The 25,374-nt window shown below is 71.6% G+C and carries 26 protein-coding genes; 10 read left to right on the top strand and 16 right to left on the bottom strand.

The window, feature by feature from the left end; all coding sequences use genetic code 11:
- Positions 1 to 3 precede the first annotated feature (3 nt).
- Positions 4 to 1,287 (bottom strand): geranylgeranyl reductase family protein, encoded by a 1,284-nt coding sequence (locus tag NRK68_RS19685; protein ID WP_183067003.1) that lies wholly within the window; start codon positions 1,285 to 1,287, stop codon positions 4 to 6.
- Positions 1,288 to 1,384: 97 nt separating this feature from the next.
- Between NRK68_RS19685 and NRK68_RS19680 the strand changes: the two genes are divergently transcribed.
- A complete protein-coding gene (locus tag NRK68_RS19680; RefSeq protein WP_183067004.1) occupies positions 1,385 to 1,924 on the top strand; it encodes a GNAT family N-acetyltransferase in 540 nt (179 codons plus the stop codon).
- An 11-nt stretch (positions 1,925 to 1,935) separates the two neighbouring features.
- Here NRK68_RS19680 and NRK68_RS19675 read toward each other — a convergent pair whose 3' ends face one another.
- Positions 1,936 to 2,853 (bottom strand): glutaminase, encoded by a 918-nt coding sequence (locus tag NRK68_RS19675; protein WP_079025972.1) that lies wholly within the window; start codon positions 2,851 to 2,853, stop codon positions 1,936 to 1,938.
- 32 nt (positions 2,854 to 2,885) lie between these two features.
- Positions 2,886 to 3,578 (bottom strand): demethylmenaquinone methyltransferase, encoded by a 693-nt coding sequence (locus tag NRK68_RS19670; RefSeq protein WP_183067005.1) that lies wholly within the window; start codon positions 3,576 to 3,578, stop codon positions 2,886 to 2,888.
- Between the two features lie 265 nt (positions 3,579 to 3,843).
- Here NRK68_RS19670 and NRK68_RS19665 point away from each other — a divergent pair, with 265 nt between their 5' ends.
- Positions 3,844 to 4,749 carry a DUF3152 domain-containing protein gene (locus NRK68_RS19665; protein WP_257856338.1) on the top strand — a complete coding sequence of 302 codons (906 nt, stop codon included), beginning with the start codon at positions 3,844 to 3,846 and terminating at the stop codon, positions 4,747 to 4,749.
- Between the two features lie 51 nt (positions 4,750 to 4,800).
- Positions 4,801 to 5,181, top strand: a complete 381-nt coding sequence (locus NRK68_RS19660) for a response regulator transcription factor (RefSeq protein WP_183067007.1) — start codon at positions 4,801 to 4,803, stop codon at positions 5,179 to 5,181.
- On the opposite strand, the gene NRK68_RS19655 is transcribed toward NRK68_RS19660, so the two are convergent.
- The 4 genes from NRK68_RS19655 to NRK68_RS19640 form a co-directional block, all read right to left on the bottom strand.
- Positions 5,147 to 5,791 carry an imidazolonepropionase-like domain-containing protein gene (locus NRK68_RS19655; protein WP_183067008.1) on the bottom strand — a complete coding sequence of 215 codons (645 nt, stop codon included), beginning with the start codon at positions 5,789 to 5,791 and terminating at the stop codon, positions 5,147 to 5,149. The two genes, NRK68_RS19660 and NRK68_RS19655, sit on opposite strands and share 35 nt — an antisense overlap.
- Before the next feature lie 13 nt (positions 5,792 to 5,804).
- Positions 5,805 to 7,004: a cyclic dehypoxanthinyl futalosine synthase gene (mqnC, locus tag NRK68_RS19650; protein ID WP_257856337.1), complete on the bottom strand. Its 1,200-nt coding sequence runs from the start codon at positions 7,002 to 7,004 to the stop codon at positions 5,805 to 5,807.
- Positions 7,005 to 7,082: 78 nt separating this feature from the next.
- Positions 7,083 to 8,873 (bottom strand): serine/threonine-protein kinase, encoded by a 1,791-nt coding sequence (locus NRK68_RS19645; RefSeq protein ID WP_257856336.1) that lies wholly within the window; start codon positions 8,871 to 8,873, stop codon positions 7,083 to 7,085.
- Positions 8,874 to 9,088: 215 nt separating this feature from the next.
- On the bottom strand, positions 9,089 to 9,952 hold the full coding sequence (locus tag NRK68_RS19640) for a menaquinone biosynthetic enzyme MqnA/MqnD family protein (RefSeq protein ID WP_183067011.1): 864 nt from the start codon (positions 9,950 to 9,952) through the stop codon (positions 9,089 to 9,091).
- A gap of 237 nt (positions 9,953 to 10,189) precedes the next feature.
- Between NRK68_RS19640 and NRK68_RS19635 the strand changes: the two genes are divergently transcribed.
- Complete coding sequence (locus NRK68_RS19635; protein WP_030012116.1) at positions 10,190 to 10,393, top strand: cold-shock protein; 204 nt, start codon at positions 10,190 to 10,192, stop codon at positions 10,391 to 10,393.
- Positions 10,394 to 10,569: 176 nt separating this feature from the next.
- On the opposite strand, the gene NRK68_RS19630 is transcribed toward NRK68_RS19635, so the two are convergent.
- The gene (locus NRK68_RS19630) at positions 10,570 to 12,249 is read right to left on the bottom strand and encodes a lytic transglycosylase domain-containing protein (protein ID WP_257856335.1); all 1,680 of its coding nucleotides are present in this window, start codon (positions 12,247 to 12,249) and stop codon (positions 10,570 to 10,572) included.
- Positions 12,250 to 12,691: 442 nt separating this feature from the next.
- Between NRK68_RS19630 and NRK68_RS19625 the strand changes: the two genes are divergently transcribed.
- A complete protein-coding gene (locus NRK68_RS19625; protein WP_183067012.1) occupies positions 12,692 to 13,288 on the top strand; it encodes a dihydrofolate reductase family protein in 597 nt (198 codons plus the stop codon).
- A 133-nt stretch (positions 13,289 to 13,421) separates the two neighbouring features.
- On the opposite strand, the gene NRK68_RS19620 is transcribed toward NRK68_RS19625, so the two are convergent.
- The gene (locus tag NRK68_RS19620; RefSeq protein WP_183067013.1) at positions 13,422 to 13,970 is read right to left on the bottom strand and encodes a hypothetical protein; all 549 of its coding nucleotides are present in this window, start codon (positions 13,968 to 13,970) and stop codon (positions 13,422 to 13,424) included.
- A gap of 569 nt (positions 13,971 to 14,539) precedes the next feature.
- Entirely contained in the window at positions 14,540 to 15,298 is a 759-nt protein-coding gene (locus NRK68_RS19615) for a GntR family transcriptional regulator (protein WP_257856334.1), read from the bottom strand.
- Between the two features lie 293 nt (positions 15,299 to 15,591).
- Between NRK68_RS19615 and NRK68_RS19610 the strand changes: the two genes are divergently transcribed.
- Together NRK68_RS19610 and NRK68_RS19605 are read left to right on the top strand one after the other, a co-directional pair.
- Complete coding sequence (locus NRK68_RS19610; RefSeq protein WP_183067014.1) at positions 15,592 to 15,801, top strand: hypothetical protein; 210 nt, start codon at positions 15,592 to 15,594, stop codon at positions 15,799 to 15,801.
- A 799-nt stretch (positions 15,802 to 16,600) separates the two neighbouring features.
- Positions 16,601 to 16,798 carry a hypothetical protein gene (locus NRK68_RS19605; RefSeq protein WP_183067015.1) on the top strand — a complete coding sequence of 66 codons (198 nt, stop codon included), beginning with the start codon at positions 16,601 to 16,603 and terminating at the stop codon, positions 16,796 to 16,798.
- Positions 16,799 to 16,862: 64 nt separating this feature from the next.
- Here the strand turns inward: NRK68_RS19605 and NRK68_RS19600 are convergent, their stop codons facing one another.
- From NRK68_RS19600 to NRK68_RS19575, 6 genes are all read right to left on the bottom strand, one after another.
- The gene (locus tag NRK68_RS19600) at positions 16,863 to 18,230 is read right to left on the bottom strand and encodes an MFS transporter (RefSeq protein ID WP_183067114.1); all 1,368 of its coding nucleotides are present in this window, start codon (positions 18,228 to 18,230) and stop codon (positions 16,863 to 16,865) included.
- Between the two features lie 410 nt (positions 18,231 to 18,640).
- On the bottom strand, positions 18,641 to 19,126 hold the full coding sequence (locus NRK68_RS19595; protein ID WP_257856332.1) for a MarR family winged helix-turn-helix transcriptional regulator: 486 nt from the start codon (positions 19,124 to 19,126) through the stop codon (positions 18,641 to 18,643).
- A 110-nt stretch (positions 19,127 to 19,236) separates the two neighbouring features.
- On the bottom strand, positions 19,237 to 21,102 hold the full coding sequence (locus NRK68_RS19590; RefSeq protein WP_257856331.1) for an AMP-dependent synthetase/ligase: 1,866 nt from the start codon (positions 21,100 to 21,102) through the stop codon (positions 19,237 to 19,239).
- A 236-nt stretch (positions 21,103 to 21,338) separates the two neighbouring features.
- Entirely contained in the window at positions 21,339 to 21,914 is a 576-nt protein-coding gene (locus NRK68_RS19585) for a DUF4240 domain-containing protein (RefSeq protein ID WP_183067018.1), read from the bottom strand.
- A gap of 35 nt (positions 21,915 to 21,949) precedes the next feature.
- Complete coding sequence (locus NRK68_RS19580) at positions 21,950 to 22,690, bottom strand: class I SAM-dependent methyltransferase (protein ID WP_183067019.1); 741 nt, start codon at positions 22,688 to 22,690, stop codon at positions 21,950 to 21,952.
- Positions 22,691 to 22,699: 9 nt separating this feature from the next.
- On the bottom strand, positions 22,700 to 23,731 hold the full coding sequence (locus NRK68_RS19575; protein ID WP_257856330.1) for a helix-turn-helix domain-containing protein: 1,032 nt from the start codon (positions 23,729 to 23,731) through the stop codon (positions 22,700 to 22,702).
- A 324-nt stretch (positions 23,732 to 24,055) separates the two neighbouring features.
- On the opposite strand from NRK68_RS19575, the gene NRK68_RS19570 reads away from it, so the two are divergent.
- From NRK68_RS19570 to NRK68_RS19560, 3 genes are read left to right on the top strand one after another with little or no spacing between them, the layout of a single operon-like run.
- Positions 24,056 to 24,541 (top strand): hypothetical protein, encoded by a 486-nt coding sequence (locus NRK68_RS19570; protein WP_257856329.1) that lies wholly within the window; start codon positions 24,056 to 24,058, stop codon positions 24,539 to 24,541.
- A 45-nt stretch (positions 24,542 to 24,586) separates the two neighbouring features.
- The gene (locus NRK68_RS19565; protein WP_257856328.1) at positions 24,587 to 24,886 is read left to right on the top strand and encodes a hypothetical protein; all 300 of its coding nucleotides are present in this window, start codon (positions 24,587 to 24,589) and stop codon (positions 24,884 to 24,886) included.
- Complete coding sequence (locus NRK68_RS19560; protein ID WP_183067023.1) at positions 24,859 to 25,203, top strand: hypothetical protein; 345 nt, start codon at positions 24,859 to 24,861, stop codon at positions 25,201 to 25,203. The genes NRK68_RS19565 and NRK68_RS19560 overlap by 28 nt, the downstream gene beginning before the upstream one ends.
- Positions 25,204 to 25,374: the final 171 nt, after the last annotated feature.

Genomic DNA, 25,374 nt, shown 5'->3' with positions numbered 1-25,374 from the left:
GCCTCAGGCCTTCGGGGCCACCTTCGAGAGGCCGTTGATGATGCGGTCCATCGCGTCGCCGCCCGCCGGGTCGGTCAGGTTGGCCAGCATCTTCAGCGTGAACTTCATCAGCAGCGGGTGCGTGAGACCGCGCTGCGTGGCGACCTTCATGACCTTCGGGTTGCCGATCAGCTTCACGAAGGCGCGGCCCAGCGTGTAGTAGCCGCCGTAGGTCTCCTTGAGCACCTTCGGGTAGTTGTGCAGCGCCAGCTCGCGCTGCGCCGGGGTGGACCGGGCCTGCGCCTGCACGATGACGTCGGCCGCGATCTGGCCCGACTCCATGGCGTAGGCGATGCCCTCGCCGTTGAACGGGTTGACGAGGCCGCCCGCGTCACCGACCAGCAGCAGGCCCTTGGTGTAGTGCGGCTGCCGGTTGAAGGCCATCGGCAGCGCCGCACCGCGGATCGGCTGCGTCATGTTCTCCGGGGTGTAGCCCCAGTCCTCCGGCATCGAGGCGCACCAGGCCTTGAGGACCTCGCGCCAGTCCAGCTCCTTGAAGGCGGAGGAGGAGTTGAGGATGCCGAGGCCGACGTTGGACGTGCCGTCGCCCATGCCGAAGATCCAGCCGTAGCCGGGCAGCAGCCGGTCCTGCGGACCGCGCCGGTCCCACAGCTCCAGCCAGGACTCCAGGTAGTCGTCGTCGTGCCGCGGCGAGGTGAAGTACGTACGCACCGCGACGCCCATCGGGCGGTCCTCCCGCCGGTGCAGGCCCATGGCCAGGGACAGCCGGGAGGAGTTGCCGTCGGCCGCGACGACCAGCGGGGCGTGGAAGGTGACCGGGGTCTTCTCCTCGCCCAGCTTCGCCTGCACGCCGGTGATCCGGCCGGTACGGGCGTCACGGACCGGCTCGCCGACGTTGCAGCGCTCGTACAGCCGGGCGCCGGCCTTCTGGGCCTGGCGGGCCAGGGTCTCGTCGAAGTCGTCGCGCTTGCGGACGAGTCCGTAGTCCGGGTAGGAGGCGAGTTCCGGCCAGTCCAGCTGGAGCCGCTGTCCGCCGCCGATGATCCTCAGGCCCTTGTTACGGAGCCAGCCGGCCTCTTCGGAGATGTCGATGCCCATCGCCACCAGCTGCTTGGTGGCGCGCGGAGTCAGGCCGTCGCCGCACACCTTCTCGCGCGGGAACGCCGTCTTCTCCAGCAGCAGGACGTCCAATCCGGCCTTGGCGAGGTAGTAGGCGGTGGTCGAGCCGGCGGGCCCGGCCCCGACGACGATCACGTCCGCGGAGTGTTCGGAGAGGAGCTCGGTCACTGCGGGGTCTCCCGAAGGCTCGATAAAGGGTGCCCAACGGCACCGGACACGTGCAGTCTATGCAGCGAGAGTGATCGCGATCCGAAGGGCTGCCCCGATGACGACTTCGCCGACCCGGCCGCCGCTCCCCGCGGTGCGGCTGCGCGTGCCCACCGACGAGGACGCGCACGCCTGGCACCGCGTCTTCAACGACGCCGATGTCATGGAGTTCCTCGGAGGCCCCGCCGAGCTGTCGGAGTACGAGGAGTTCACCGCGCGCCAGCGCATGCACGACGCACAGCTCGGCCTCTGCCTGTGGACGCTGCTGGACGGCGACGGCGAGGTGATCGGCTTCACCGGGGCGCAGCCGTGGCCGGCGGACAAGGCGTGGGGCCCGGTCGGGGAGATCGAGATCGGCTGGCGGCTCGGGCGGGCGGCCTGGGGCCGCGGCTACGCGTACGCCGCGGCACTGGCCACCCTGGAGCGGGTCCGCGAGGCCGGGATCCCGCGGGTGGTGGCGATGATCCACGCCGGCAACGCCCGTTCCGTGGCCGTGGCGGAGCGACTGGGGATGACCCTGGCCGAGGAGTTCACCACCCCGGGCGGCAACCCGGCCCGCCGCTACGCGCTGGCCCTCCGGGACGCGTCCGCAGGGTGATCCGCGGGTGATCAGAACACGGACAGGCCCGTCAGGGTCGTGAAGCGGTCCAGCGCCGCGACGCCCGCGACCGAGTTCCCGCGGGCGTCCAGGCCCGGACTCCACACCGCGAGCGTGCACCGGCCCGGGACGACGGCGACGATCCCGCCGCCCACCCCGCTCTTGCCGGGCAGCCCGACGCGGTAGGCGAACTCGCCCGCCGCGTCGTACGTCCCGCAGGTCATCATCACCGCGTTGACCTGCTTGGCCTCGCTGCGCGTCAGCAGCCGCGAGCCGTCGGCGCGCAGCCCGTGCCGGGCCAGGAACCGTCCGGCGCGCGCCAGGTCGGCGCAGCTCATCTCGATGGAGCACTGCCAGAAGTAGTGCTCCAGCAGCGCCGGCACCGGGTTGTCGATGTTCCCGTACGAGGCCATGAAGTGGGCCAGGGCCGCGTTGCGGTCCCCGTGGCCCTGCTCGGAGGCGGCCACCTCGGCGTCGAACCCTATGTCCGGGTTCTGGCTCTCCTGTCGCAGGAACTCCAGCACTTCGCTGCTCGCGTCACCCGTCAGTGTCTGGAGCCGGTCGGTGACCACGAGGGCGCCCGCGTTGATGAACGGATTGCGCGGAATGCCGTTCTCGTACTCCAGCTGCACGAGCGAGTTGAACGGGTTGCCCGACGGCTCCCGGCCGACCCGCTCCCACAGGCTGTCGCCCCCCTCGGCCAGGGCCAGCGCCAGCGCGAAGACCTTGGTGATCGACTGGGCGGAGAAGGGCACCTGCCAGTCCCCCACCCCGAAGACGTTGCCGTCGAGATCGGCGATCGCCATGCCGAACTGCCCCGGGTCCACGGCGGCGAGGGCCGGAATGTACTCCGCGGGCGTGCCACTGCCCAGCAGCGGGGCGATGTCGGCGGCGATCCGCTCCAGCAGGGGCTTGTAGTCCGTGGACACGGCGTCGGGCGGCAGGGCGTCGGGCACGGCGGTCAGTCCTTGGTGCCTCTGTGCAGCGCGACGATGCCGCCGCTGAGGTTGCGCCAGGCGACCCTGGACCAGCCGGCCTTCTGCAGCAGGGCGGCCAGCGCCGGCTGGTCGGGCCATTCCCGGATCGACTCGGCCAGGTACACGTACGCGTCGGGGTTGGACGACACGGCGCGGGCGACGGGCGGCAGCGCCCGCATCAGGTACTCGGTGTAGACGGTACGGAAGGGCGCCCACGTGGGCTGCGAGAACTCGCAGATCACGACCTGCCCGCCGGGCTTGGTCACCCGGTACAGCTCGCGCAGCGCCGCGTCGGTGTCCTGGACGTTGCGCAGACCGAAGGAGATCGTCACCGTGTCGAAGACGTCGTCCTTGAACGGCAGCTTCGTCGCGTCGCCCGCGGTCAGCGGAAGCCAGGCGTTGCGCTTCTTGCCCTCCATGAGCATGCCCAGGGAGAAGTCGCACGGGACCACATACGCGCCCGTCGCCGCGAAGGGCAGCGAGGACGTCGCCGTACCTGCGGCCAGGTCGAGGACCTTCTGTCCGGGGCGCGCGTCGACCGCCCTGGCGACCTCCTTGCGCCACACCCGGTCCTGGCCGAGCGAGAGGACATCGTTGGTCAGGTCGTAGTTCGCCGCGACCCTGTCGAACATGGAGGCGACTTCGTGCGGCTGCTTGTCCAGGGATGCCCTTGTCACTGGCGTTCGCCCCTCGTGTTGCGATGCGGATCGGCGGGTACGTCCCCATCCTCTCAGGCCGCACCCGCCCGGGCGGCGCGGGCTCCGCCGTACCGCGCCGTGCTGGTCCCGTACCCGACCGTAGAACTGGTCCGAAGGACAGTTACGCTGCTACGTCGCATGCGCGTTGACTGCCAGGGTGCGGCCCGGTGAGGGTCACCCACCGGATCAGAACCGCAACCGTGGGCGGGTCCGGCAGTGGCCGCCACGAACAGGAAGCTTCACGATGCCGGCAGGCCATTCCACCGGTCGTTCCCGCCGTGACGGCCCGCGCGCCAGGCGCCGGGCCGAGCGGCGCAGGCGGCTGCGGCGCACGATCCTCATCGGCTCGGCGGCCCTGGTAGCCGTCTCGGCGACCGCCTTCGCGCTGCTCCCCGAGGACGAGAGCACCACGGCCGCCAAGGGCCGCACCGCCTCCCGGAGCGACGCACCGGACGGGGAGGGCACCGACGCCGCGGGGAACCCGCTCCCGCAGGGCGGCGCGAAGTCCCCCGAGGCCAAGCCGTCCCCCGCCGCGCCCTCGCCGCAGCCCGCCTCGCCCTCGCCGTCCACCGGCGCCCCCGCGACGCCGGGCAAGCCCGGCACCTTCGCCGGCTCGACCGCCTCCGGCGGCGTGCAGGGCAAGGGGACGACCCGGCGCTGGCGGCTGGAGGTCGAGGACGGCAGCGGGGTCGACCCGGAGGCGGCCGCCCGTTCCGTGGAGGCGATCCTCGGCGATCCCCGCGGCTGGACCAAGGACCCGCGGTACGGCTTCCAGCTCGTGGGAGCGGGCCAGCCGGTGGACTTCACCGTCAAGATCGCCTCGCCCAGGACCACCGACCTGCTGTGCGACGTGGTCACGCCGGAGCTCATCGGCGAGACCAACTGCCGGGTCGGCCACACCGTGGTGGTGAACCTCAAGCGCTGGAAGGAGGGTTCGCCGCAGTTCCGCGGTTCCGTGGAGGAGTACCGGGCGCTGATCGTCAACCACGAGGTCGGGCACGAGATCGGCCGCGGCCACGAGGGCTGCCCGGGCCCCGGAAAGCCCGCCCCGGCGATGATGCAGCAGATCAAGGGCCTGGACGGATGCACGTCCAATGCCTGGCCGTTCGACGCGAACGGAACCTATCTGTCGGGTCCGTCCGTCCTCTAGGGAAAGGACGGCCGACGGAGGGGCCGCCCGGGGGGATCGAGGAGTGGAACCGTGCGCGTCGTCAGCTTCAGCGTCCCATCGTGGTTCCCCTCGTACGAGGAGCCGGACGGGCCGCCGGCGCAGCACGGGGACCGGTCCTTCGAAGCGCTGCTGACCGAGCAGGAGTCCGCGGTGTTCCTGTGCCTGGCCACCGGCGCCTCCAACCGGGAACTGGCCGGGGAGCTCCAACTGTCCGTCAGCACGGTCAAGTTCCACGTCGTGAACATACGGGCCAAGCTCGGCGGGATCAGCCGTCTCCAGGCCTGTCTGCTGGCCGCCCTCGCCCGGGAGGGCAGCAGACCGGCCGACCTCCCGCCCCGCGAGCAGGCACCCGCCGACGGGCCCTGCGCCGACCGGCTCAGCGGCGGCGGTGCAGCAGCCGTCCCCCGATGACCGTGGCCACGCACGTGGTCGCGCCCCGCGCCGGCAGCTCGGTCTCGTCCGCCACCGCGAACACCGCGAAGCGCGCCGCCGCCCCCGGCTCCAGCACCCCGTGGAAGGCCTCCGCCGCCGATGCCCGGCCCGCGAACGGATCGAGGGTTGGCCGCCCCTCGTAGGGCGCCGGCGGCAGGATCGTCAGGCCCGAGCGGGACAGCGCCGTGCGCACCGCCGCGACCGTGAAGCGGCCGCACACCGCCACCACCCCGCGGGCCAGCAGCCGCTGTGTGCCGCGCCGTGCGCTGTTGCCCCACCGTGCCTCGGTCATCTTCAGGGCGTCCAGCGCCTCCGCGCCGCTGATCGGGTCCGCACCCAGCTCCGTGACCTCGTACGGGTCGTCCGGGTAGTACGTCCGCTCCAGCAGCTCGTCCGCCCCGCGCACCAGCAGCCCCGGGGTGAGCACCCCGGGCCAGCGGCGGACCCGGGCGTGCGAATGGGCCGCGCCGAGCTCCTCGTACGGACCCACCCGGGCGATCCGGTCCCCCTCGACGAGGACCGCACCGCCTTCCAGCGGCGCGGATCCCGGTCCGGTGACGAGGAGTTCGGCGGCGTGCAGCGTCAGCATCGTGTCGGACGCGTCAGTTCGCGGAGATGAGCTTCAGCTCGGGGTGCGCGGTGCCGCCCTCGATGGCGGTGGAGGAGATGTGCGAGACGACGCGGTCGTCGGCCGGGTCGTTCGCCGGGTCGTCGTGCACCAGGAGGTGCTCGTACGTCGTCGCGCGCTGCGCCGGCGTACGGCCCGCCTTGCGGATCAGGTCGATGATCTCCTGGCGGTTGGAGCGGTGCTTGGCGCCGGCCGAGGAGACGACGTTCTCCTCCAGCATGATCGAGCCGAGGTCGTCCGCGCCGTAGTGCAGCGAGAGCTGGCCCGCCTCCTTGCCGACGGTCAGCCAGGAGCCCTGGATGTGGGCGATGTTGTCGAGGAACAGGCGCGCGATCGCGATCATGCGCAGGTACTCGAAGATCGTCGCCTGGGTCCGGCCCTTGAGGTGGTTGTTCTCGGGCTGGTAGGTGTACGGGATGAAGGCGCGGAAGCCGCCCGTGCGGTCCTGCGTGTCCCGGATCATCGCGATGTGCTCGATGCGCTCGGCGTTGGTCTCGCCGGTGCCCATCAGCATGGTGGAGGTGGACTCCACACCCAGCTTGTGGGCGATCTCCATGATCTCCAGCCAGCGCTCGCCGGACTCCTTGAGCGGGGCGATCGCCTTGCGCGGCCGGGCCGGCAGCAGCTCGGCGCCGGCGCCCGCGAAGGAGTCGAGGCCGGCGGCGTGGATCCGCTGGATGGCCTCCTCGGCGGAGACGCCGGAGATCCGGGCCATGTGCTCGACCTCGGACGCGCCGAGGGAGTGGATGACCAGCTGCGGGAAGTCCTTCTTGATGGCGGAGAAGTGGTGCTCGTAGTACTCGACGCCGTAGTCCGGGTGGTGCCCGCCCTGGAACATGATCTGCGTGCCGCCGAGCTCGACGGTCTCCGCACAGCGGCGCAGGATGTCGTCGAGGTCGCGGGACCAGCCCTTCTTCGTGTCCTTGGGGGCCGCGTAGAAGGCGCAGAACTTGCACGCCGTGACGCACACGTTCGTGTAGTTGATGTTCCGCTCGATGATGTACGTCGCGATGTGCTCGGTACCGGCGTAGCGGCGGCGGCGCACCGCGTCGGCGGCCTGGCCGAGCGCGTGCAGCGGCGCGTGGCGGTAGAGGTCGAGCGCCTCTTCCTTGGTGATCCGGCCCCCCGCGGCGGCGCGGTCGAGGACAGACTGGAGAACGGCCTGGTCGGTCACCGGGAGTCACCTTTCGGCGGTGTGTCTGTGTTCAAGGTCCGGACCGATCCAGCCTACGCCAGGGCCCCGCGGCGGATTTCAGGGGCTGCGGGTGAGGTCGCCTTCGGGGTTTCCGGCCGGGGCGTCACCCGACTTGTAGTGCAGGGTCCCGTTCTCGTTGAGGGTGAAGCGCTCGTTGGTGGAACCGTTGGAGCACAGGCCGGGCGCCGGGTTGGGGCCGGCGGAGGTGTCCAGGACCAGGGTGCGGTCGGTCGCCGAGGCGAGCCTCCAGTCCCCGCCGCAGTCGGTGCCCAGGACGGGGATGATCGACTTGTCGCGGCCGACGACCTCGCCGACCCGGCCCGCCTTGATGGTGATCTCGAACTCGGTGGTCAGGCGCGCGTTGGTGGTGACGGTGCCCTTCCACGTGCCGATGAGCCCCTTGGGGACGTCGGTACGGGTCCCGGCCGGGGGCGAGGCGGGGCTCGCCTTCGGCTCCGGGTCCGAGGGGACCGAGGCGCCCGGGGCCGGCGAGGAGGCGGAGGGGCGCGCGCCGGCGCCGGCCGTGTCCCGCCGCTCGCCGCCCTGCCCGGGCAGCAGGTCCAGGAAGTAGATCCCGCCGGACAGCACCGCCAGGACGGCCGCGGCGGCCAGCACGACGGTGCAGCTGAACCGGCGCCCGGCGGCGCTGACGCTGACCTGCCGCCCGTCGGCCGCGGTCCGCTGCGGCGGCACCGCGCCCGCCCCGGGGGCCGCGCCGGCGGTCTCGGTGGGGCTGCCGTACGGGCCCGCGGCCGGGAGGGCGTACGGGGAGCCCGTGCCCTGGCCCCCGTACGAGGGGTCCGGCGCCCCGAAGCCGACGCCAGGCCCCGCGGGGGTGTACGTCCCGGCGGTGAACGGCACCGGGCCGGAGGCGGCCTCCGGGACGGCGGCTGCGGCTCCGGCCGGGGCCCCGGCCGGGGCCGGGCCGGCGTCCGCGGCGTCCTCGGAGGCGTCGGAGGGGTCGGCGTCCAGGTCGAGCAGGGCCACCGCGGCCCGGCTGGCCGCCTCGACCAGCGGGGCGGGGAGCCAGCCGGGAGCACCGAGAGCCCCGCCGAGGGCGTCGGCGACCGCCTCGGGGGCGGGCCGGTCGGCGGCCGTCTTGGCCAGGCAGGCCTCGATCAGGTCGCGGAGGTCACCGGCCGGGAGTTCGCCGAGCTCGGGCGGCTCGTGGACCACCTTGTAGAGGAGAGTGGCCGAGTTGTCCCCGCTGAAGGGCGGCCGGCCGGTCGCCGCGAAGGCCAGCACCGCGCCGAGCGAGAACACGTCCGCCGCCCCGGTGATCCCCTTGCCGAGGATCTGCTCGGGCGACATGTAGCCGGGCGAGCCGACGGAGACGCCGGTGGAGGTCAGCGAGGCGGTGCCGTCCGTGGCCCGGGCGATCCCGAAGTCGATCAGCCGCGGCCCGTCGAGGGTGAGCATCACGTTCGACGGCTTCACGTCCCGGTGGACCAGGCCCAGGCCGTGCACGGCCACCAGGGCCCGTGCCAGCCCCGCGCCGATGGCCCGTACCGAGGGCTCGGGGAGCGGCCCGTGCGCGGCCAGCGCGCGGTCCAGGGAGGGGCCCGCCACGTATCCGGTGGCCACCCACGGGACCGGGGCCTCCGGGTCCGCGTCCAGCACCGGGGCGGTCCACTCGCCACCGACCCGCCGGGCCGCCTCGACCTCGCGGCGGAAGCGGGTCCGGAACTCCTCGTCGGAGGCGAAGTGCGGGTGCACGATCTTGACGGCGACGGTCCTGCCGCCCGCACTGCGGCCCAGGTAGACACGGCCCATGCCGCCCGCGCCGAGCCGGCCGAGCAACCGGTACGCGCCGATGGTGCGCGGCTCACCGGCTTCGAGCGGATGCATCCCGTCCCCCAATTCCCCGTGATCCCGGGCGCCTTGTGACACCCCGGCCGAGCAGCAGCCTAGGGGGTGTCCTGCCGATCATGCCGGGGAGAGCGGCGGGGCGTCACTCTTTTGCATTTCCCCGTGCCGGTGGAGGAATGCGGAAAGGACGGGAATTCCCGGGAAACCGGGCATTCACCCGCCGGGCACTTTGGATCAACCGGCGGTAAAGCCGGTCAGCACTCCTGGACCATCGCACTCAGCAGCTCCACGGACACATCCGCGGGATACCCCGTCGTCGGTCCGGTTCGGCGGGCGAATTCCCGTACGCCGGCGAGCTGATCGGGTCCGAAGCGGAAGTCGAGCGTCGTGAAGTACCGCTCCAGCAGCTCCGCGTCGAAGGCCTCCCAGCGGGCCGCCTGTTCGGCGACCTTGGCGACCTCTTCGAGGGACAGGTCGCGGGAGGCGAGGAAGGCCTCGTGGACCTTCTGCACGACGGCGGGCTCCCGGGCGAGGTAGTCCTTGCGGGCCGCCCAGACGGCGAAGACGAACGGCAGTCCGGTCCACTCCTTCCACATGTGCCCCAGGTCGTGGACGGTCAGTCCGAGCCGGGGCGCGTCGTGGAGGGAGGCCCGCAGCGCGGCGTCGCCGATCAGCACGGCGGCGTCCGCCTCCTGCATCATCACGCCCAGGTCGGGCGGGCAGGTGTAGTAGTCGGGGCGTACGCCGTACTGCTCGGAAAGCAGCAGCTGGGCCAGGCGTACGGACGTACGGGAGGTCGATCCGAGGGCGACGCGGGCTCCGTCGAGCTGCTCCAGCGGGACCTGCGAGACGATCACGCAGGACATCACGGGACCGTCGCAGCCGACCGCGAGATCGGGGAAGGCGACGAGCCGGTCGGCGTTGCGGAGGAATTCGACGAGGGTGATCGGGGCGATGTCCAGCTCCCCCTCGACGAGCCGCTGGCTGAGCTTCTCGGGGGTGTCCTTGGTCAGCTCCAGGTCCAGCAGCGTGCCGGTTCTGGCGAGCCCCCAGTAGAGGGGCAGGCAGTTCAGGAACTGAATGTGGCCGACGCGGGGCCGGCTGCGGTAGACGTCCACATCGCGAGACTAGTCCCACGGTCTGCGTCAGCCTTGCGGCGGGTCTCAAACGTCCGGGTGACGTGATCTTTCCCTCTGGTCTCCGCCGCAGGGTGCGTGCTAGGCTCGACGCAAGTTGCAGTTTGGTTTCCCTTGCAGTACGAGGCCTGCGGAGAATGTGACCCGCAGGCTTTTGTAGTTTTCAGACTTCTTAGCAGGTTCTGGAGCAGGGCGACCCTTTGGCCCATAGGAGGGCTCATGGCTACCGGAACCGTGAAGTGGTTCAACGCTGAAAAGGGCTTCGGCTTCATCGCCCAGGACGGCGGCGGCCCGGATGTCTTCGTCCACTACTCCGCGATCAACGCCTCTGGCTTCCGCTCCCTCGAGGAGAACCAGACGGTGAACTTCGACGTCACGCAGGGTCCGAAGGGCCCGCAGGCGGAGAACGTCACCCCGGCCTAGTCGCCTGGGCCAACCTCAATCGCGGGTTGGAAAAGCAGTACCCAAGGAGCCCCGTCACCTCTGCGCGAGCAGAGCGGCGGGGCTCCTGCCTTTCCCCTCCCGGGGTGGGGGTCCGTAACGCCTCCGGGCCCGCACCGTGTGCACGGTGCGGGCCCGGAGGCGTAGTACGGCCGGGGTTACTTCGGGGTGGCGGCCGGGGCCGGGGCGGTGATCTCGATGTCGATGACCAGGGTCACGTCGTCCGGGGTGACCAGGCGGAGCTGGTAGGTGCCCGGGGCGAGGTCCGCGTCCGTGTGAAGCTCCGGCAGGACGATCCGGCCGTCGGCGGCGGTCGCCGCCAGGGTGAGGCTGAAGACCTTCTTGCCGGCCGCGTCCTTGAAGTACGGACCCTTCGCGGTCGCCGGGTCGGCCGGCACCCACGTGCCGTCCTTCTCCTGGCCGAAGCCCGCGACGACACCGGACACCGCGACGGCCTTGCCCTTGGCCGTGGCCAGGACCTCGACGCCCTTGATGCTCGTGCCGGCGACCGCCGCCAGGGGCTTCGAGCCCGTGGGGCGGGCGAGCAGGTCGGCGGCCGGGGCCGTGACCTTGCCCGCGAAGTTCACCGTGAGCCGGCTCGTGGTGTCGTAGGCCGAGGCGCGCAGGGTGAAGGTGCCCGCCGCGGCGCCCGCCTTCAGGCCGGGGGCGGCGGCGATGCCGTCGGCGCCCGTCTTGACCACCAGGGACTTCGCCGTCCCGAAGAGGGTGCCGGGGGTACCGGTGGCGTCCTCCTCCACCGCGAAGATCACTTCCCGGCCGGCGGCGGGCTTGCCGTCGCTGAGGAGCAGCTTGACCCGCGGGACCACGGTGAAGGCCGTACCCGCCTCGGCGGTGAGACCGGGACCGTCGAGCACCGTCAGGTCCTGCAGGTGCGGGGCCGGCTTCTCCGGGGTCGGAGTCGGGGTCGGGGTGGGCGTGGGCGTCGGGGTGGGGGTGGGCTTGGGCGTCGGCGTCGGCTTGGGGGTCGGCGTCGACGTGGCCGGGTTCTGCGACGGGCGCGGCGTGGGCAGGGTGCCCGGCTGTGCGGGCGGGTAGTTCCCGACCGGCGGGTTGGCCACCTCGGTGGCGCCCTGCTGGTACTGGCGCATGTAGCCGAGCACGGTGTTCACGTACTCGCGGGAGTTGTTGTAGCTGAGGATCGCCTTGTCGAGCTCGGCGGCCACGGAGAGGTTCCGGTCACCGCCGCACAGGTAGAGGCCGGCGCCCAGCGCGGCGTCGTAGATGTTGTTCGGGTCCCGCTTGGCGTCGCCGTTGCCGTCGGCGCCCCAGGTGGCCCAGGTCGAGGGGATGAACTGCATGGGGCCGACGGCGCGGTCGTAGACCACGTCGGCGTCGAACTCGCCCCGGTCGGTGTCGCGGATCTCGGCGAAGCCGTTGCCGTCGAGGCGCGGGCCGCGGATCGGCTTCTCGGTGGAGCCGTCGGCCTTGAGGCCGTAGCCGGAGGCGTGGACCGACTCGACCCGGCCGATGCCCGCGAGCAGCTGCCAGGGCAGCTTGCAGTTGGGCAGCGCGGCGGCCACGGACACTTCGGCGCGGTGGTAGGCGTCGAGGGCGGTCGCGGGTATACCGCTGGCGCCCTCCTGCGTGCCCGTTCCCGTCCCCGCGGCGGGCGGCGGGTCGGCGACGATGTCCGGCAGGTCGAGCCGGGCGTCACCGCGGTCGGTGGCCTGCGGGCTGTCCGGGGTCGGTTCGGACTCTCCCGCGTCCGCGGTCGACGGAGTGGACACGACCGCGGCAGTGGTCAGGCTGGCCGCGAGCGCGGCCGTGCACAGGACCTTGCGCGAGGTGTTGACGATGTGGCGGTGAAGCGGCTTCACAGTGCGGCGATCCCCCCAAGGAGCCGTTCAAGGGTATGCGGCCGGTCCGGCCGTGAATATCCACTGTCTATCAGGTATTCCGACCCGACTCGCCGTCCGCCCGGCAGATGTGACGCACCATTCGTCTCGACTTCACCGGGGTCCGACGACAGAACGGACAACGGTGTCAACTCTCCGTCCGAAATGGTCCGAAGACAACCTGATTCCAGCCAGATCCAGCACCTTCAGGACAACCGAACGCGAGGGCGGTCACGCTCGCCACCGCTGCCGACCACGGCCCGTCGGCCCACCCCGCCGAAATGTGACCCGGATCACTCAAGAAGAACCGGCGGGACCGATGCATTTCGCCGGGCCCGCCGGTCTTAGCTGCGTACACACCGACCAACGAACCGAGCAACCAACCGATCGACCGACCGACCCGGACAGCAGAGGAGCGCACCCCATGCGCATCGTCATCACCGAATTCATCAGCCTCGACGGCATCGTGCAGGCCCCGGGCGGCCAGGGCGAGGACAGCGACGGCGGCTTCGCCCACGGCGGCTGGACCCACCCCTTCTTCGACCCGGAGGTCGTCGGCGGCTCCTTCACCGAGGCGCTGGAGAAGGCCGACGCACTGCTGTACGGGCGCCGCACCTGGCAGAACATGGCCGCGGCCTGGCCCGAGCGGGCCGGCGACCCGTTCGCCGACCGGATGAACGCCCTCCCGAAGTACGTCGTGTCCGACACCCTCGGCGACGACGAACTGACCTGGAACAACACCACGCGCATCGACGGCGGCAAGGCCGTCGCCCGTATCCGCGAGCTGCGCGACGGCGACGGCGGCGACCTGGTGGTCATGGGGAGCCCCACCCTCGTACGCACCCTGCTGAGCGAGGGCCTCGTCGACGAACTCCGGCTGATGATCATGCCGGTGCTGCTGGGCGGCGGAAAGTCGATCTTCCCGGAGGACGGCGGCCTGCACACCCTCGAACTGACCGCCACGGCCATCAGCCCGGCGGGCGTGCACGTGTGCACCTACCGCCCGGCCGCCAAGGACTGACCGGAGCCGAAGCCGAAGCCCGCGGGCGGGGCCGCGGGGCGGGCCGGTCGGCGGGACCGTCGGCAGGCCTGTCGGCAGGTCAGTCGGCGGACCCGGCCGTGTGGCCCGTCCCCACAGGGGGTGGTGCGCTCGGTCAGAACACGGCGGTCCCGATCCCGACCAGGAGGCCGGCCCCCGCCGCCAGCACGATGGCGGCGAGCAGGCCGGCCAGGGACGCGAGAAAGTACCCGTCGCCGTTCGCCACGGTGCCGGTGCGCGCACAGGCGAACAGCCAGGCCGCGAGCGTCAGGAACGGTACGAGCAGCAGACCGGCGGCCGCGCCGAAGTTGAACACGGCGCTCCCCGACAGCTCGTACGCCCGGCCCCTCGCCGTCCGCACCTCCACCCGGGCGCCGCGCCGGTACTCCTCGGCGGCCGTGGCCAGCACGATCTCGCGCGCCGCCTCACCGGACCGGCGCGGGGTGTACCAGCCGGTGCAGTCGGTACCGGTCGTGTAGCCCTCCGCGTCGGTGGCCTCGTAGCAGCGATGGACCCTGAAGACCCCGTCGACGGGCCCGAAACCGAGCACCGCCCCCATCTGCGGCCCGGGCAGCACCCACATCAGCCACCCGGCCGCCACCAACGTGACGACCACCCCGACCCCGGCCACACCCCGCCCCAACCCCCGCACAACAGCGCGCACACCAGCCCCCTCTCCCGTGCAGCCCGATACCCGCGAGGCCGAGGCCGTAACGCACCGGCCAACCGAAAACGGCGGGGCGGTGGTGTGGGGGCGGCGGCTTCGACGGTGCGGGGTGGTGGTGGTGGGGGCGGGATCCGCCCGGGCCTTGGTCAGTGACGCGTATGGGGGTTTTCCGTCAGTCCCATCGTCTCTCCGTGTCGTGCCGGTCCGTCAAGGGCGCTCCTTCGTCGCGTCGCTTCGCGATGTCGCTGCGCTCCACCCTTGACCGACCGTCCCGCCCCGGAAATCCGAAAGACTGCCGGGAAACCCCCAAAGGAACGGGCCGGGGGGAGCAAGACACTTAGGGGCGGTGCCCTGCGCGGGCGAAGCCCGGTACGCCCCAGATCGCTACGCGCTCCTGTCGGAAGGCGTCTGCAACCCCCGGTGGCTGGTCATAAGCCGCCATCGATCGCTACGCGCTCCTCGAAGACGGCGAGTGCGAGTCCCTGTGGCTGGTCATAGGCCGCCATCGATCGCTACGCGCTTCTCGATCACGCGTCCGCAGACCGTCTGGGGCAGATGGCCGAGAGTCAGGCGTCGAAGTCGTACTCGAGTACGTAGGACGCGGAGTCCAGGGTCATTTCGTTGACCTCAACACCCCGGCCGCTTTCGGCGAAGGCAGTGCGGACGATCTGGATGACCGGTGTGCCCATGGAGAGCACGAGCCTCTCGGCCTCGTCGGCCGAGGGCATCCGGGACCGGATTTCCTCACGGAAATGAACGGGACCATGACCCAGTTCTGCCAATCGGGCGTACGTCCCGCCCGGGCCGGTGTCCACCTGTGTGATGGCAGAGTCCCCCACGACATCCGACGGCAGATACGACGTCGCGAACAGCACGGGTTTGCCATCCAGCACGAAACGACGGCTGCGCGCCCACACCTGAGCACCCGATGGAAGCCCAAGCGCGCTGGAGATGCGGTTGTCCGCCTCCACTTCACGCACTTCGATCTGATCGACGGCCAACTCACGATCTCCGGCATCGTCGGACCAGATGGAGCGCCCCGCGCCCCACTGTTCGTGCGCCAACCGCTGGATGCCACGTCGCCGCAGGGGCTTGAACGCGCGCACGAAGACGCCGGCGCCCTTCCGGGCTTCTGCGATGCCTTCATTCTGAAGTACGCCGAGAGCCTGACGTGCGGTCATACGGGCTACCTCGTATGTGGCCATGAGGTCGTTCTCGCCCGGCAGCCGATCGCCCGGGCCGTACTCACCCGCCTGGATAGCCGTCCTCAGCGCGTCAGCGATCCGCTGGTACTTCGGCTGACGGGTGCTGCCCTGGCTGGTCATGAAACCGATCACTCCTTCTCCTCTCTAGACACCCTAGGGCCAGAGGTGAACCCCCGCAGCACCCCCATTGGGTCGAGATCTCTAGAGATGCATTGACAGGCGGCGACTTCATTGGCTGTAGTAGATGCATCTCTAGAGAGGTGATTCCATGCTGCAGGACGGCGATGTGTCCGACGTCGAGACGAAAGACACCTGTCAGATGGGGCTGATGCCACAAGGGCCCAGTGCGGATCTGTTGGACCGAGCGATGGTCGGCTGGGAACACTTCCTCAAGTCCTGGCAGGGGGCACCTCGTGGGTGAGCAGTACCAATACATGCCGCACCGCCTGCTGCGCCGTCGCGTGCGTGACATCCCTTCCGGCGTCGAGGGGGAGCTGATGGCCGTGATCAACGAGAACGTCTCGGGCACGGCCATTGAGCGCTGGGTGGAGCTGGCGTACGTTCGGGGACCGTCCGGACGAGAGTTCACAACGTCAGTCGGCAACATCGAGCCGGCCGACTGAGCGGCTCCCGGGCAGAGGAGACGGCTGAGGCGAAGCCAATACGTGTCTGGCTGGGTGCGCGCCTCAAATGGCAGCTCTGAGCATGCGGATGAGATCTCACCCATGCCCCCATGGGGGTGGAGTTCGGCCGGGCCGATGGTCGGCCTTTCGGCCCTCCCATTCGCCCCGATCAGCCCCCAACTGGGGGTGGACGCCGTCTCGGAGAAGCGCGTAGCGATCGGTCGCGGCCTATGACCGGCCCAAGAGGCTGGCAGACGCCGTCTTGGAGGAGCGCGTAGCGATTGGGGGCGGCTTATGACCAGCCACAGAGGCTTGCAGACGCCTTCTGGCAGGAGCGCGTAGCGATTGTGGGCGCTCCGGGCTTCGCCCGCGCAGGCACCGCCCCCGTAAGTGTCTTGCTCCCCCGGCCCGTTCCTTTGGGGGTTTCCCGGCAGTCTTTCGGATTTCCGGGGCGGGACGGTCGGTCAAGGGGGGCCGAAGGCCCTCGCGAAGCGACGCGACGAAGGAGCGCCCTTGACGGACCGGCACGAACCGGAGAGACGATGGGACTGACGGAAAACCCCCATCCGCGGCTCTGATGCCGCCCGCGTGGATCCCGCCCCCACACCACCGCCCCGCCGTTTCCGCGTGCCCCCGCCCCGCGCGGGGCTCGTACCCGCCCCGTCTTCCGGGCGTCAAGACCCGAGATGCCGTGGCGTGACCCGGGGGGGGTGGCGGGGCGCAATGGTCGTACGAGGTCCGGGCCGTTCAGACCGGTCGGCCGGGGACACCGCTCACCCGCAGCACCGAGGAGTACGTCATGACCAGCATCCACCGTCTCGCCCTGCTCAAGGCCGCCATCGCCGTGGGAGCCCTGCGCGTGGCGCCCGGCGCGATCAAGGGCTCCGGAGAGCGTGCGGCCACCGGCACGCTCGTCCCCATGCGCCCCGCCACCCGGGGCGCGCCCGAGCCTCCCGTGCGGGCGTTGCCGCGCAGCCACCGGGCCGACGCCGCCTGATGCGGCGGCGGGGCCGTCGGGGGAGCACCGTCGTCGGTGCTCCCCCGACGGCCCCGCCGGCGTGTCAGGGCGCGGGGGTACGGGACGGGCGGCGCAGGACGGTGGCCGCAACGGCCAGGGCGGTGACGAGGAGGGCCGCGCCGACCGCGAAGGCCAGGTGGTAGCCGCCGGTCAGGGCCTCGGAGACGGGCCGGCCGGCGGTGGCGAGGGACTCGGTGCGGGAGGCGGCGAGGGTGGAGAGGACCGCGACGCCGAGAGCCATGCCGATCTGCTGGGTGGTGTTGAAGAGGCCGGAAGCCAGACCCGCGTCCTCCTCCTTCGCACCGGACATGCCCAGCGAGGTCAGGGCGGGCAGGGCGAGGCCGAAGCCGGCGGCGAGGAGCATCACGGGCAGCAGGTCGGTGGCGTAGTCCGCCTCCCCCGCACTCCCGGGGATCCGGGTCAGCAGACCCAGTACGCCGATCAGCAGGACGATGCCGGCCAGGAGGACCCTGCGTTCGCCGAAGCGGGCATTGAGGCGGGCCGAGACGGTCAGGGAGACCACGCCGATGACGGCCGCTGCCGGAAGCATGGCGATGCCGGTCCGGGCCGCTCCGTAGCCGAGCACGTTCTGCATGTAGAGCGCGACGAGGATCTGGAAGGAGAAGAGGGCGGCGACCATCAGCATCTGGACCACGTTGGCGCCCGTGACGCTGCGCGAGCGGAAGATCCGCAGGGGCATGAGCGGGCTCTGCGCGGTGGCCTGGCGGACGAGGAATCCGGCGAGCAGGGCCAGGGAGAGCGCGCCGAGGCCGAGCGTGTGGGCCGAGGCCGCTCCGTACTGGTCGATCCCGACGACGGTGTAGATCCCGAGCATCAGCCCGGAGGTGACGAGCAGTGCGCCGAGCGTGTCCGCGCCGGCCTTCAGGCCGAGGCCGCGATCGCCGGGCAGGGTGGGGAGGGCGACGAGGACGGCCGCGATGCCGATGGGCAGGTTGATCAGGAAGATCCAGTTCCAGGCGAGCGCGTCGGTGAGGACGCCGCCGAGGACCTGGCCGATCGAGGCGCCGGCCGCGCCGGTGAAGCTGAACACGGCGATGGCCTTGGCCCGCTCGCGGGGCTCGGCGAAGAGCGTGACGAGGATGCCGAGGCTGACGGCCGAGGCCATCGCGCTGCCGATGCCCTGAAGGAAACGGGCGGCGATCAGGACCGCGGGGGACGCTGCGGCGCCCGCCAGCAGCGACGCGGCGGTGAAGAGCCCGGTCCCGGCGAGGAACATCCGCTTGCGGCCGATCAGGTCGCCGAGGCGGCCGGCGAGCAGGAGCAGGGAGCCGAAGGCGATGAGGTAGGCGTTGACGACCCAGCTCAGCCCGGCCGGGGTGAAGCCGAGGTCGCTCTGGATGGCCGGCATCGCGACGGTGACGATGCTGCCGTCGAGGACCGTCATGAGCATCCCGGTCGCCAGTACGCCGAGGGCGAGCCGACGGGAGCGGCTGGTCGGCGGGGCGGCCGCCGACCCGGCCACCGAGGCGACGGCCGGGGCGACGGCTGAGGCGACGGCCGGGGCGACGGCCGGGGCCGCAGCCGAAGTGACGGCCTGGGCAGGCTCGGCCCTCGGCGCGACCGCAGGCGCGACCGCGGGGGCCTGCGCGACTGCAGATGCGGAAGTGGCGGCCTCGGGCACGGACAAGGGCACGGGCGTGGACTTGGGCACGGGCACGGGCACGGGCGCAGACGGGGACACGGACGGGGACACGGACACGGCGGTCTCTCCTGTCGTCGGGAGCCAACAGGAACGACCGTAGCAGATAGTTTTGTTGCAGACTATCTTCTACGGACCCGAGTGCTGCGTTCGTCGCGCCGTCACCCCTTCTGCCGCGCCCTCCGCGCCGGTCGCGGCCCCTCGACCGGGGTCTCCAGATGTCCGGTGACCAGCCGGTTCAGCGCGCGCAGCAGCACCTCGCGCTCCTCCGCGGGCAGCGAGTCCAGCGCACCGGCGTGGACGCCGTCGACGATCTTCCGGCTCTGCTGCGCGACCTTCGCCCCCGCCTCGGTCACCGCGATGATCCGCGCCCGCCGGTCGGTACTGGACGGGCGGCGCTCGGCCAGACCGGCCTTCTCCAACGCGTCGACGGTGACCACCATCGTGGTCTTGTCCATGTCCCCGATCTCGGCGAGCTGCGCCTGGGTGCGCTCCTCCTCCAGGGCGTGCACCAGTACGCAGTGCATGCGCGGAGTGAGTCCGATCTCGGCGAGCTGCGCGCTCATCCGGGTGCGCAGCACGTGACTGGTGTGATCCAGGAGGAAGGACAGGTCCGGTTCGGTGCGATTGGGTGCCATGGCTGTCATGTCCGCCAGCCTAACGGCATTCGATCCGTCGCGGATTATCGGCAAACGGACGACCCGCCCCACGGATGACCCGCCACACGACCGACCCGCCCCACGGACGGGCCGCAGCCTCACCCCTCGCGCGGCCCCCGGTACAGCTCGTCGATGCGGTCGGCGTAGTCGCGCGCGATCGCGCCCCGCCTGAGCTTGAGCGACGGGGTCAGATGGCCGCGCGCCTCGGTGAAGTCGCCCGGCAGGACGGCGAACCGGCGGATCGACTCGGCCCGCGACACCAGCTGGTTCGCCTCGTCGACGGCCCGCTGGAGGTCGGCGAGGAGTTCCTCGTCCCGCACCAGTTCCCGCATCGGCATGTTCTGCTTCTTGCGCATCTGGCGCCAGTGCCACAGCCCGTCCGGCTCCAGGGTGATCAGCGCGGCGATGTACGGGCGGTTGTCGCCGACCACCATGCACTGCCCGACCAGCGGGTGCGCCCGCAGCCAGTCCTCCAGCGGCGCCGGGGCGACGTTCTTGCCGCCGGAGGTGATGATCAGGTCCTTCTTGCGGCCGGTGATGGTGAGGTACCCGTCCGCATCGAGCTCCCCGATGTCCCCGGTGGCCAGCCAGCTGCCGTACGGGAGGGCCTGCCCGCTGTTCCAGTAGCCCGCGAAGACGTGCCGGCCGCCCAGCAGCACCTCCCCGTCCGGCGCGATCCGCACCGCCGTGCCCGGCAGTGGCCAGCCCACCGTGCCGAGCCGGGGCCGCTGCGGCGGGGTCACGGTGCTGGCGCCGGTCGTCTCCGTGAGCCCGTAGCCCTCGAAGACCTCGATGCCTGCGCCCGTGTAGAAGGCGGCGAGTCTGCGCCCCAGCGGTGATCCGCCGCTCAGGATGTAGCGGACGCGGCCACCGAGCGCGGTCCGGATCCGCCGGTAGACGAGCGGGTCGTAGAGCGCCCGCGCGGCGCGCAGCATCGGCCCGGGTGCCTTGCCCTCGATGCCCTCGCCGAATCGGCGCGCGATACGGGCGGCCCGGTCGAAGGAGGAGGCGCGGCCCATCTTCTCGGCGGTGGCGCGGGCGGTGTTGTAGACCTTCTCCAGGACGTACGGGATGGCGAGCAGGAAGGTCGGGCGGAAGCCGGCGAGGTCGGCGAGGAGGTCCTCGGTACGGATGCTGGGCGCGTGCCCGAGCTTGACGCGGGCCCGCAGGCAGCCGACCGCGACCATCCGGCCGAAGACGTGGCTGAGCGGCAGGAAGAGCAGCGTCGAAGCCGGGTCCTTGCTGACCGATGTGAAGACGGGGTGCAGCAGCTCGATGGAGTTGTCGACCTCGGCGAAGAAGTTTGCGTGGGTGATGACGCAGCCCTTGGGTTGGCCGGTGGTGCCCGAGGTGTAGATGAGGGTCGCCACGGAATCGGGGGTCCGGTTACCCCGTCGCGCGTGCACGAGGGCGTCGGGGATGCGCTCCCCCGCCTTCACCAGCCGGCCGATCGCGCCCGTGTCGAACTCCCACAGGTGGGCCAGCCACGGCAGGTTCGCCCGCTCGGCGCTGATGATGCGGGCCTGCGCGGTGTCCTCGACGGCGCAGGCCACGGCGCCGGAGTCCTGGATGATCCAGCGTGCCTGGAGTGCGGAGGAGGTGGGGTAGATCGGTACGGTGACCAGCCCCGCCGCCCATCCGGCGAAGTCGAGCAGGGTCCACTCGTAGGTCGTACGGGCCATGATGGCGAGCCGGTCGCCCTCGCGCAGCCCTTCCGCGATCAGGCCCTTGGCGACGGCGAGGACCTCGGCCGCGAACTCGGCGGCCGTGACGTCGCGCCAGGTCCCGTCGGCGTCCTTGCGGGCGAGTACGGCCTCGTTCGGGGCCTGTGCGGCGTTGTCGAAGGGGATGTCCCCGAGGGAGCCGTGCGTGGGGACCGGGGCGAGCGCGGGTACCCGTACCTCGCGCACCACTCCGTCGACGACCGTCCGGACGGGCTCCACCAGCTTCGGCTCCGCTTCCACGGCGCACCCTCCTCGGCTCGCACGAGTGTTACCGCCGGTAATGTACGGAGGGGTCACCACGCCCGACCAGCCCCCGGAGCCCTTCTTCACCGACGCTCCACGCGGCCACCGCCGCCACCGCACCGCGCGAGGAAATTGCGGAGGGCCGGGCCACCGGGCGGCCCGCGGCAGCGACCAGGCGGAGCCGCGAGAGTTCAACCTGACCGGCTCGATGCCGGTGAAACTGACACCGTTGCTCAATCCTGCGCGGCAGCGCCCAGGTACAGGGCGGAAAGCCGCGGGAGGCGGCGCCGCATCTCCACGAGGTCGTCGAAGTCGAAGTCCTCCCCCATGTCGACGTCGTCCTCCTCACGGCCCCGCCCAGGCGTCGCGTACGCGTCCCACGCCTTGCAGAAGGCATCCTCGTCGCCGGTGAGGCGCTCGAACGCATCGGCGGCCGCGTAGTTGGCGTCCTCGTCGAAGACGGTCTCACGGCACCACGTACGAGCCCCGTCGATCACGGCAGGGTGTCCAGCGAGACTGTCGGGGCAGGCGGCCGCCTTCTCGTACCAGTCACGGCCCAGGGCGACCAGGCCCGCCCGGAAATCCATGAAGCTGTCGTCCGAGCATCCGCCACCGATCACATAGGCGGCGGCCCAGACGTCCCACCGGTACACAGCCGCGTGCACGTCGTCGAAGCGCTCCTGATAGCGGAGGATGTCCGCCCGGCTGCGGCTGGCCAACTCGGTGGTCAGGGCCTCGGCGAAGGGCCTGTCCGCCGTGACGGCCGAGCGGGCGGCTTCCACGACGCCCCAGAATTCATCGCTGTTCATGGCCGGGGAGCCTGCCACCCGGGTACGACAACCGCTCACGGACGGCCGGTGTGCACCGCCTCGACGAGGAAGAAGAGGAAGGTGGGGCTGCGCGAGAGGGCGTCGAAGGCGTCGGGGAACAGTTCACGGGCCGCCGGGGCCGGCTGTGGCTCGTCGATGACGGAAAGGCGGAAGCCGGCGGCGGCGAAGGCGTCGGTCATCGCGTGCAGCGGCTTGCGCCAGAACCGCATCGGGACGGACCGCCCGCCGAACGTCCAGTCGAAGGCATAGTCCGTGGTGGCGAAGTAGTCGGGACGCGGATCGCCGAACGTGTAGGCGACGAAGGGATGGTCCACCGAGGCGATCAGCCGGCCGCCGGGCCTCAGCACGCGCCGCAGCTCGGCCAGCGTCGGCCCCCAGTCCTCCAGGTAGTGCAGTACGAGCGACGCGATCACGTCGTCGAACTCCCCGTCGGGGAAAGGCAGGCGGTCCCGCAGATCGACGCGGTGCAGTGCCACGTCGTCGCCCAGCCGCCGCCTGGCCAGCGCCAGCATCGCGGCGCTGACGTCGAGGCCGGTGACGTCGGCGCCGCGGTCGCGCAGGGCCGCGGTCAGGGCACCCGCGCCGCATCCGGCGTCCAGGATGCGGCGGCCCGTCACGTCCCCGGCGAGAGCCAGCATCGCGGGCCGCTCGTAGTGGGCGTTGACGAGGCTGCTCTCGTTCTCTGCCACGTACGCCTCGGCAAAGGCGTCGTAGTCGTTCGCAGCGTTCTCGGGCAGATCGGATAAGCGTTCCATCTCCGCACCCTACGCAGCCGCCACGGCCGGCGGGCAGCCGCTGCAACGCCCCGGGGCGGGGGCGCGGAAGGCACGGTCGCAGCCGTCGCAGTTCTGGAGCGGGTCCGGCCGCGCGGGTTTCGGGACGGCCGGGGTCGGCGGGGCGGGCGGCAGCTGCGGCGGGAGCAGGGCGGTCAGCCGGTACGCCAGGACGGACGCGGGGCGGCGCATCTGCTCGGGCAATCCCGTCGTCAGGGCCCACTGGACGTCATCGGGGTGGATGCCGCGCTCCAGCCAGGTCGAGACCTGCGGCGCGAGCCGTCGTACGTCACGTTCGGCCAGCAGCAGCCGCGGGTCGAGCCGCCGCAGCCCGACGAGCAGCTCGACGGCCCCGGGGTGCAGCCGCTGCGCCGGCGCCGACGCCGCGGCCGCGACCGGGGTGTCCGGCACGGCCGGGGTGTCCGGCTCGGCCGGGGTGCCCGGCACGGGTGCGAGCGGCTGCGGCTGTGCAGGCGGCTGTACCGGCGGCTGTACGGCCTCCCGCTCCAGCGTCGGGAGCTGAGCAGGCGGATCCGGCGGCGGGGGCAGGGGCGATGGCTCGTCCGGCGGCGGAGGCGGGTCGTCCGGCGGCAGGGGCGGTGGAGGCGGCGGGTCGTCCGGCATCGGAGGTGGCGGCGGAGGCGGCAGCGGGGGGAGCGCGGTCGGCCTGTTGTACGAGAACGTCCGGGTCACCACCCGGCCGGTCGACAGCCGGTCGCGCCGCCGCTCCAGATAGCCGTGCCGCTCCAGCTCCCGCAGCGCGGAGGCGATCCGCACCTCGCCCTCCGGGAAGCGGGCGACCAGCGCCTTCACGCCGACCGGGGCGCCCTCCGGCAGCGACTGGATGTGGACGGCGATCCCGATCGCCGTCGCCGACAGCTCGGCGTGCTGGAGCAGGTGGTTGCCGACCACGGTGAAGTGACTCGTGTGCGGCGAGTTGACGTGGATGACACCGGATCGGGCGGTCCCGGCGGAACCACGGGACGATGCGCGCGAGGTCGCGCTAGGGTGCTCTGAAGCCATGGGGAAGGGTTGCTTCCTACTTGGTAGCCAGGGGAAAGGTTTGTTTCCTGCTGGCCAGGCCCTCGGCCGGGATTGCGAGTCCCGCCGGGGGCCGTCTGATGTCCGGGTTGTCGCGGCGAGCATATGCCCGCCAACCCATCGGAAATCCAGTCCAGTTGGCACCGTTCACCCGACCGAGCGATGCGGGCCGGGTTTGGTTTGGTCGGTTGGTTCTCCACCAGACGGTTCTATGGTCAGTACGCGTCTAAGCACGCCGCATCGCGGCCGTCCAGGATCCGGCGGACCCCCGTCTCGCGCACCCCGGCCCCGTGCCATGGTGACCGTATGCCGACCGACCCGTGGTTCGTGAGCGACGATCCGGAGACCGAGCTCGAACTCGGCCCGGACGAGCGCCTCTTCACCGGCCTGCTGCGCGAGCGCGCCGCGGCGTGGACGGTCCCGCCCGCCGTCGGCTGGGTGGCCGAACCCGAGGACGATTCCCTGCTGGTCGCCTGTGTGGGCCTCGGCGACGGGCCGAACGCCTGGCCCCCGCTCGTCGGCCTGCGCCTGACCGGCTCCACGGTCCGCGGGGACCTCCTGAACGAGCACTTCTACTGGCTGCCGGAGCCGCGTACCGGACTGGCCCTGGACGCCGCCGGCACCCCGGGCGAACTCGCCGCGCTCGCCGTCGGCTGGTTCGAACGCGTCCTGCGGATGAGCGTGGTCCGGCAGGAGTGGCACCACCGGGGCCGGTGCTATGCGGCCCGCCCCCACCGCGTCGTCGTTCTCCGGGACGCGGCACCGGAAGTCGGGATTCCCGCCTCGTATTAGCATGCACATGATCCAGTACGCACGGGTCGGGTCGGGGGTGGCCAGATGATGTTCGACGGGGACCGCCGGTCGGCGCCCTGGGTGTTCGCGCTGCCCCTCGCCCTCGTACACGCTCTGAACGCCGTCCTCGTCTACGTCGCCGTGTTCAACGGCCCGCAGGCCGCCTGGGACCACCAGGGGTACGAGGGCACGGCGGCAGCCGTCTTCCTCTCCCTGTGCCTGAGCCTGCTCGGGATCCTGATCACACTCTTCCCGCCCGTCCGCAGGGTGCTGGGCCCGTGGTGGTTCGCGCCGCCGCTCGTGCTGGGGGTGATCGCGTGGGTTCGTATCGAGACGCTCGGCTGAGGCTCCCCCGCGAGGACATCGGCCTGCCCGAGGACCGCGGCTGCCTGCGCCTGGTGCTCGCCGTCCCGCTCGTCGCGCTGTACGTCCCCGCGGCGTACACCTGCTGCCTCGCCCTGGCCATGCGCCCCGACCCCGACTCGCCCTACGACCAGCTGCGCGAGGACGCACGCTTCCTGGGCGGCTGCTCGGTGTTCCTGTGCCTGCTGGGCCTGCTGATCACCATCACCCCGCTCTACCGCCGCACGCTGACCCGCTGGTGGTTCGCCGCCCCGGCGCTGATCGCGACGGTCGCCTACGTCCGCGCCCGGACGGTCTGACCGGCGTGACGTCGATCCCGAAAGGGGCTCAACGCCCGGTCGCAGCAGACCGACCCAGCTGTCGGAACCACATGATCCAATCGCCTGATGGCATGCGATGAATGGGACGACGCGAAGGCGAAGGAGCCAGGGCGGGACGGTACGCGCACCGACATCGGCCGGAACGGCGAC

The sequence above is a fragment of the Streptomyces yangpuensis genome (assembly GCF_024666385.1).
GTDB lineage: Bacteria > Actinomycetota > Actinomycetes > Streptomycetales > Streptomycetaceae > Streptomyces > Streptomyces yangpuensis.
The sequence above is the reverse complement of the archived record's forward strand: the minus strand, read 5'-3'. Positions and strand labels throughout refer to the sequence as shown.

Bases quoted from the DNA above. Each gene is read 5' to 3' on its own strand.
- NRK68_RS19680 (WP_183067004.1), top strand. From the start codon at position 1,385: ATGACGACTTCGCCGACCCGGCCGCCGCTCCCCGCGGTGCGGCTGCGC.
- NRK68_RS19665 (WP_257856338.1), top strand. From the start codon at position 3,844: ATGCCGGCAGGCCATTCCACCGGTCGTTCCCGCCGTGACGGCCCGCGC.
- NRK68_RS19655 (WP_183067008.1), bottom strand. From the start codon at position 5,791: ATGCTGACGCTGCACGCCGCCGAACTCCTCGTCACCGGACCGGGATCC.
- NRK68_RS19645 (WP_257856336.1), bottom strand. From the start codon at position 8,873: ATGCATCCGCTCGAAGCCGGTGAGCCGCGCACCATCGGCGCGTACCGG.
- NRK68_RS19635 (WP_030012116.1), top strand. From the start codon at position 10,190: ATGGCTACCGGAACCGTGAAGTGGTTCAACGCTGAAAAGGGCTTCGGC.
- NRK68_RS19625 (WP_183067012.1), top strand. From the start codon at position 12,692: ATGCGCATCGTCATCACCGAATTCATCAGCCTCGACGGCATCGTGCAG.
- NRK68_RS19615 (WP_257856334.1), bottom strand. From the start codon at position 15,298: ATGACCAGCCAGGGCAGCACCCGTCAGCCGAAGTACCAGCGGATCGCT.
- NRK68_RS19605 (WP_183067015.1), top strand. From the start codon at position 16,601: ATGACCAGCATCCACCGTCTCGCCCTGCTCAAGGCCGCCATCGCCGTG.
- NRK68_RS19600 (WP_183067114.1), bottom strand. From the start codon at position 18,230: ATGCTCATGACGGTCCTCGACGGCAGCATCGTCACCGTCGCGATGCCG.
- NRK68_RS19595 (WP_257856332.1), bottom strand. From the start codon at position 19,126: ATGACAGCCATGGCACCCAATCGCACCGAACCGGACCTGTCCTTCCTC.
- NRK68_RS19585 (WP_183067018.1), bottom strand. From the start codon at position 21,914: ATGAACAGCGATGAATTCTGGGGCGTCGTGGAAGCCGCCCGCTCGGCC.
- NRK68_RS19580 (WP_183067019.1), bottom strand. From the start codon at position 22,690: ATGGAACGCTTATCCGATCTGCCCGAGAACGCTGCGAACGACTACGAC.
- NRK68_RS19575 (WP_257856330.1), bottom strand. From the start codon at position 23,731: ATGGCTTCAGAGCACCCTAGCGCGACCTCGCGCGCATCGTCCCGTGGT.
- NRK68_RS19570 (WP_257856329.1), top strand. From the start codon at position 24,056: ATGCCGACCGACCCGTGGTTCGTGAGCGACGATCCGGAGACCGAGCTC.
- NRK68_RS19565 (WP_257856328.1), top strand. From the start codon at position 24,587: ATGATGTTCGACGGGGACCGCCGGTCGGCGCCCTGGGTGTTCGCGCTG.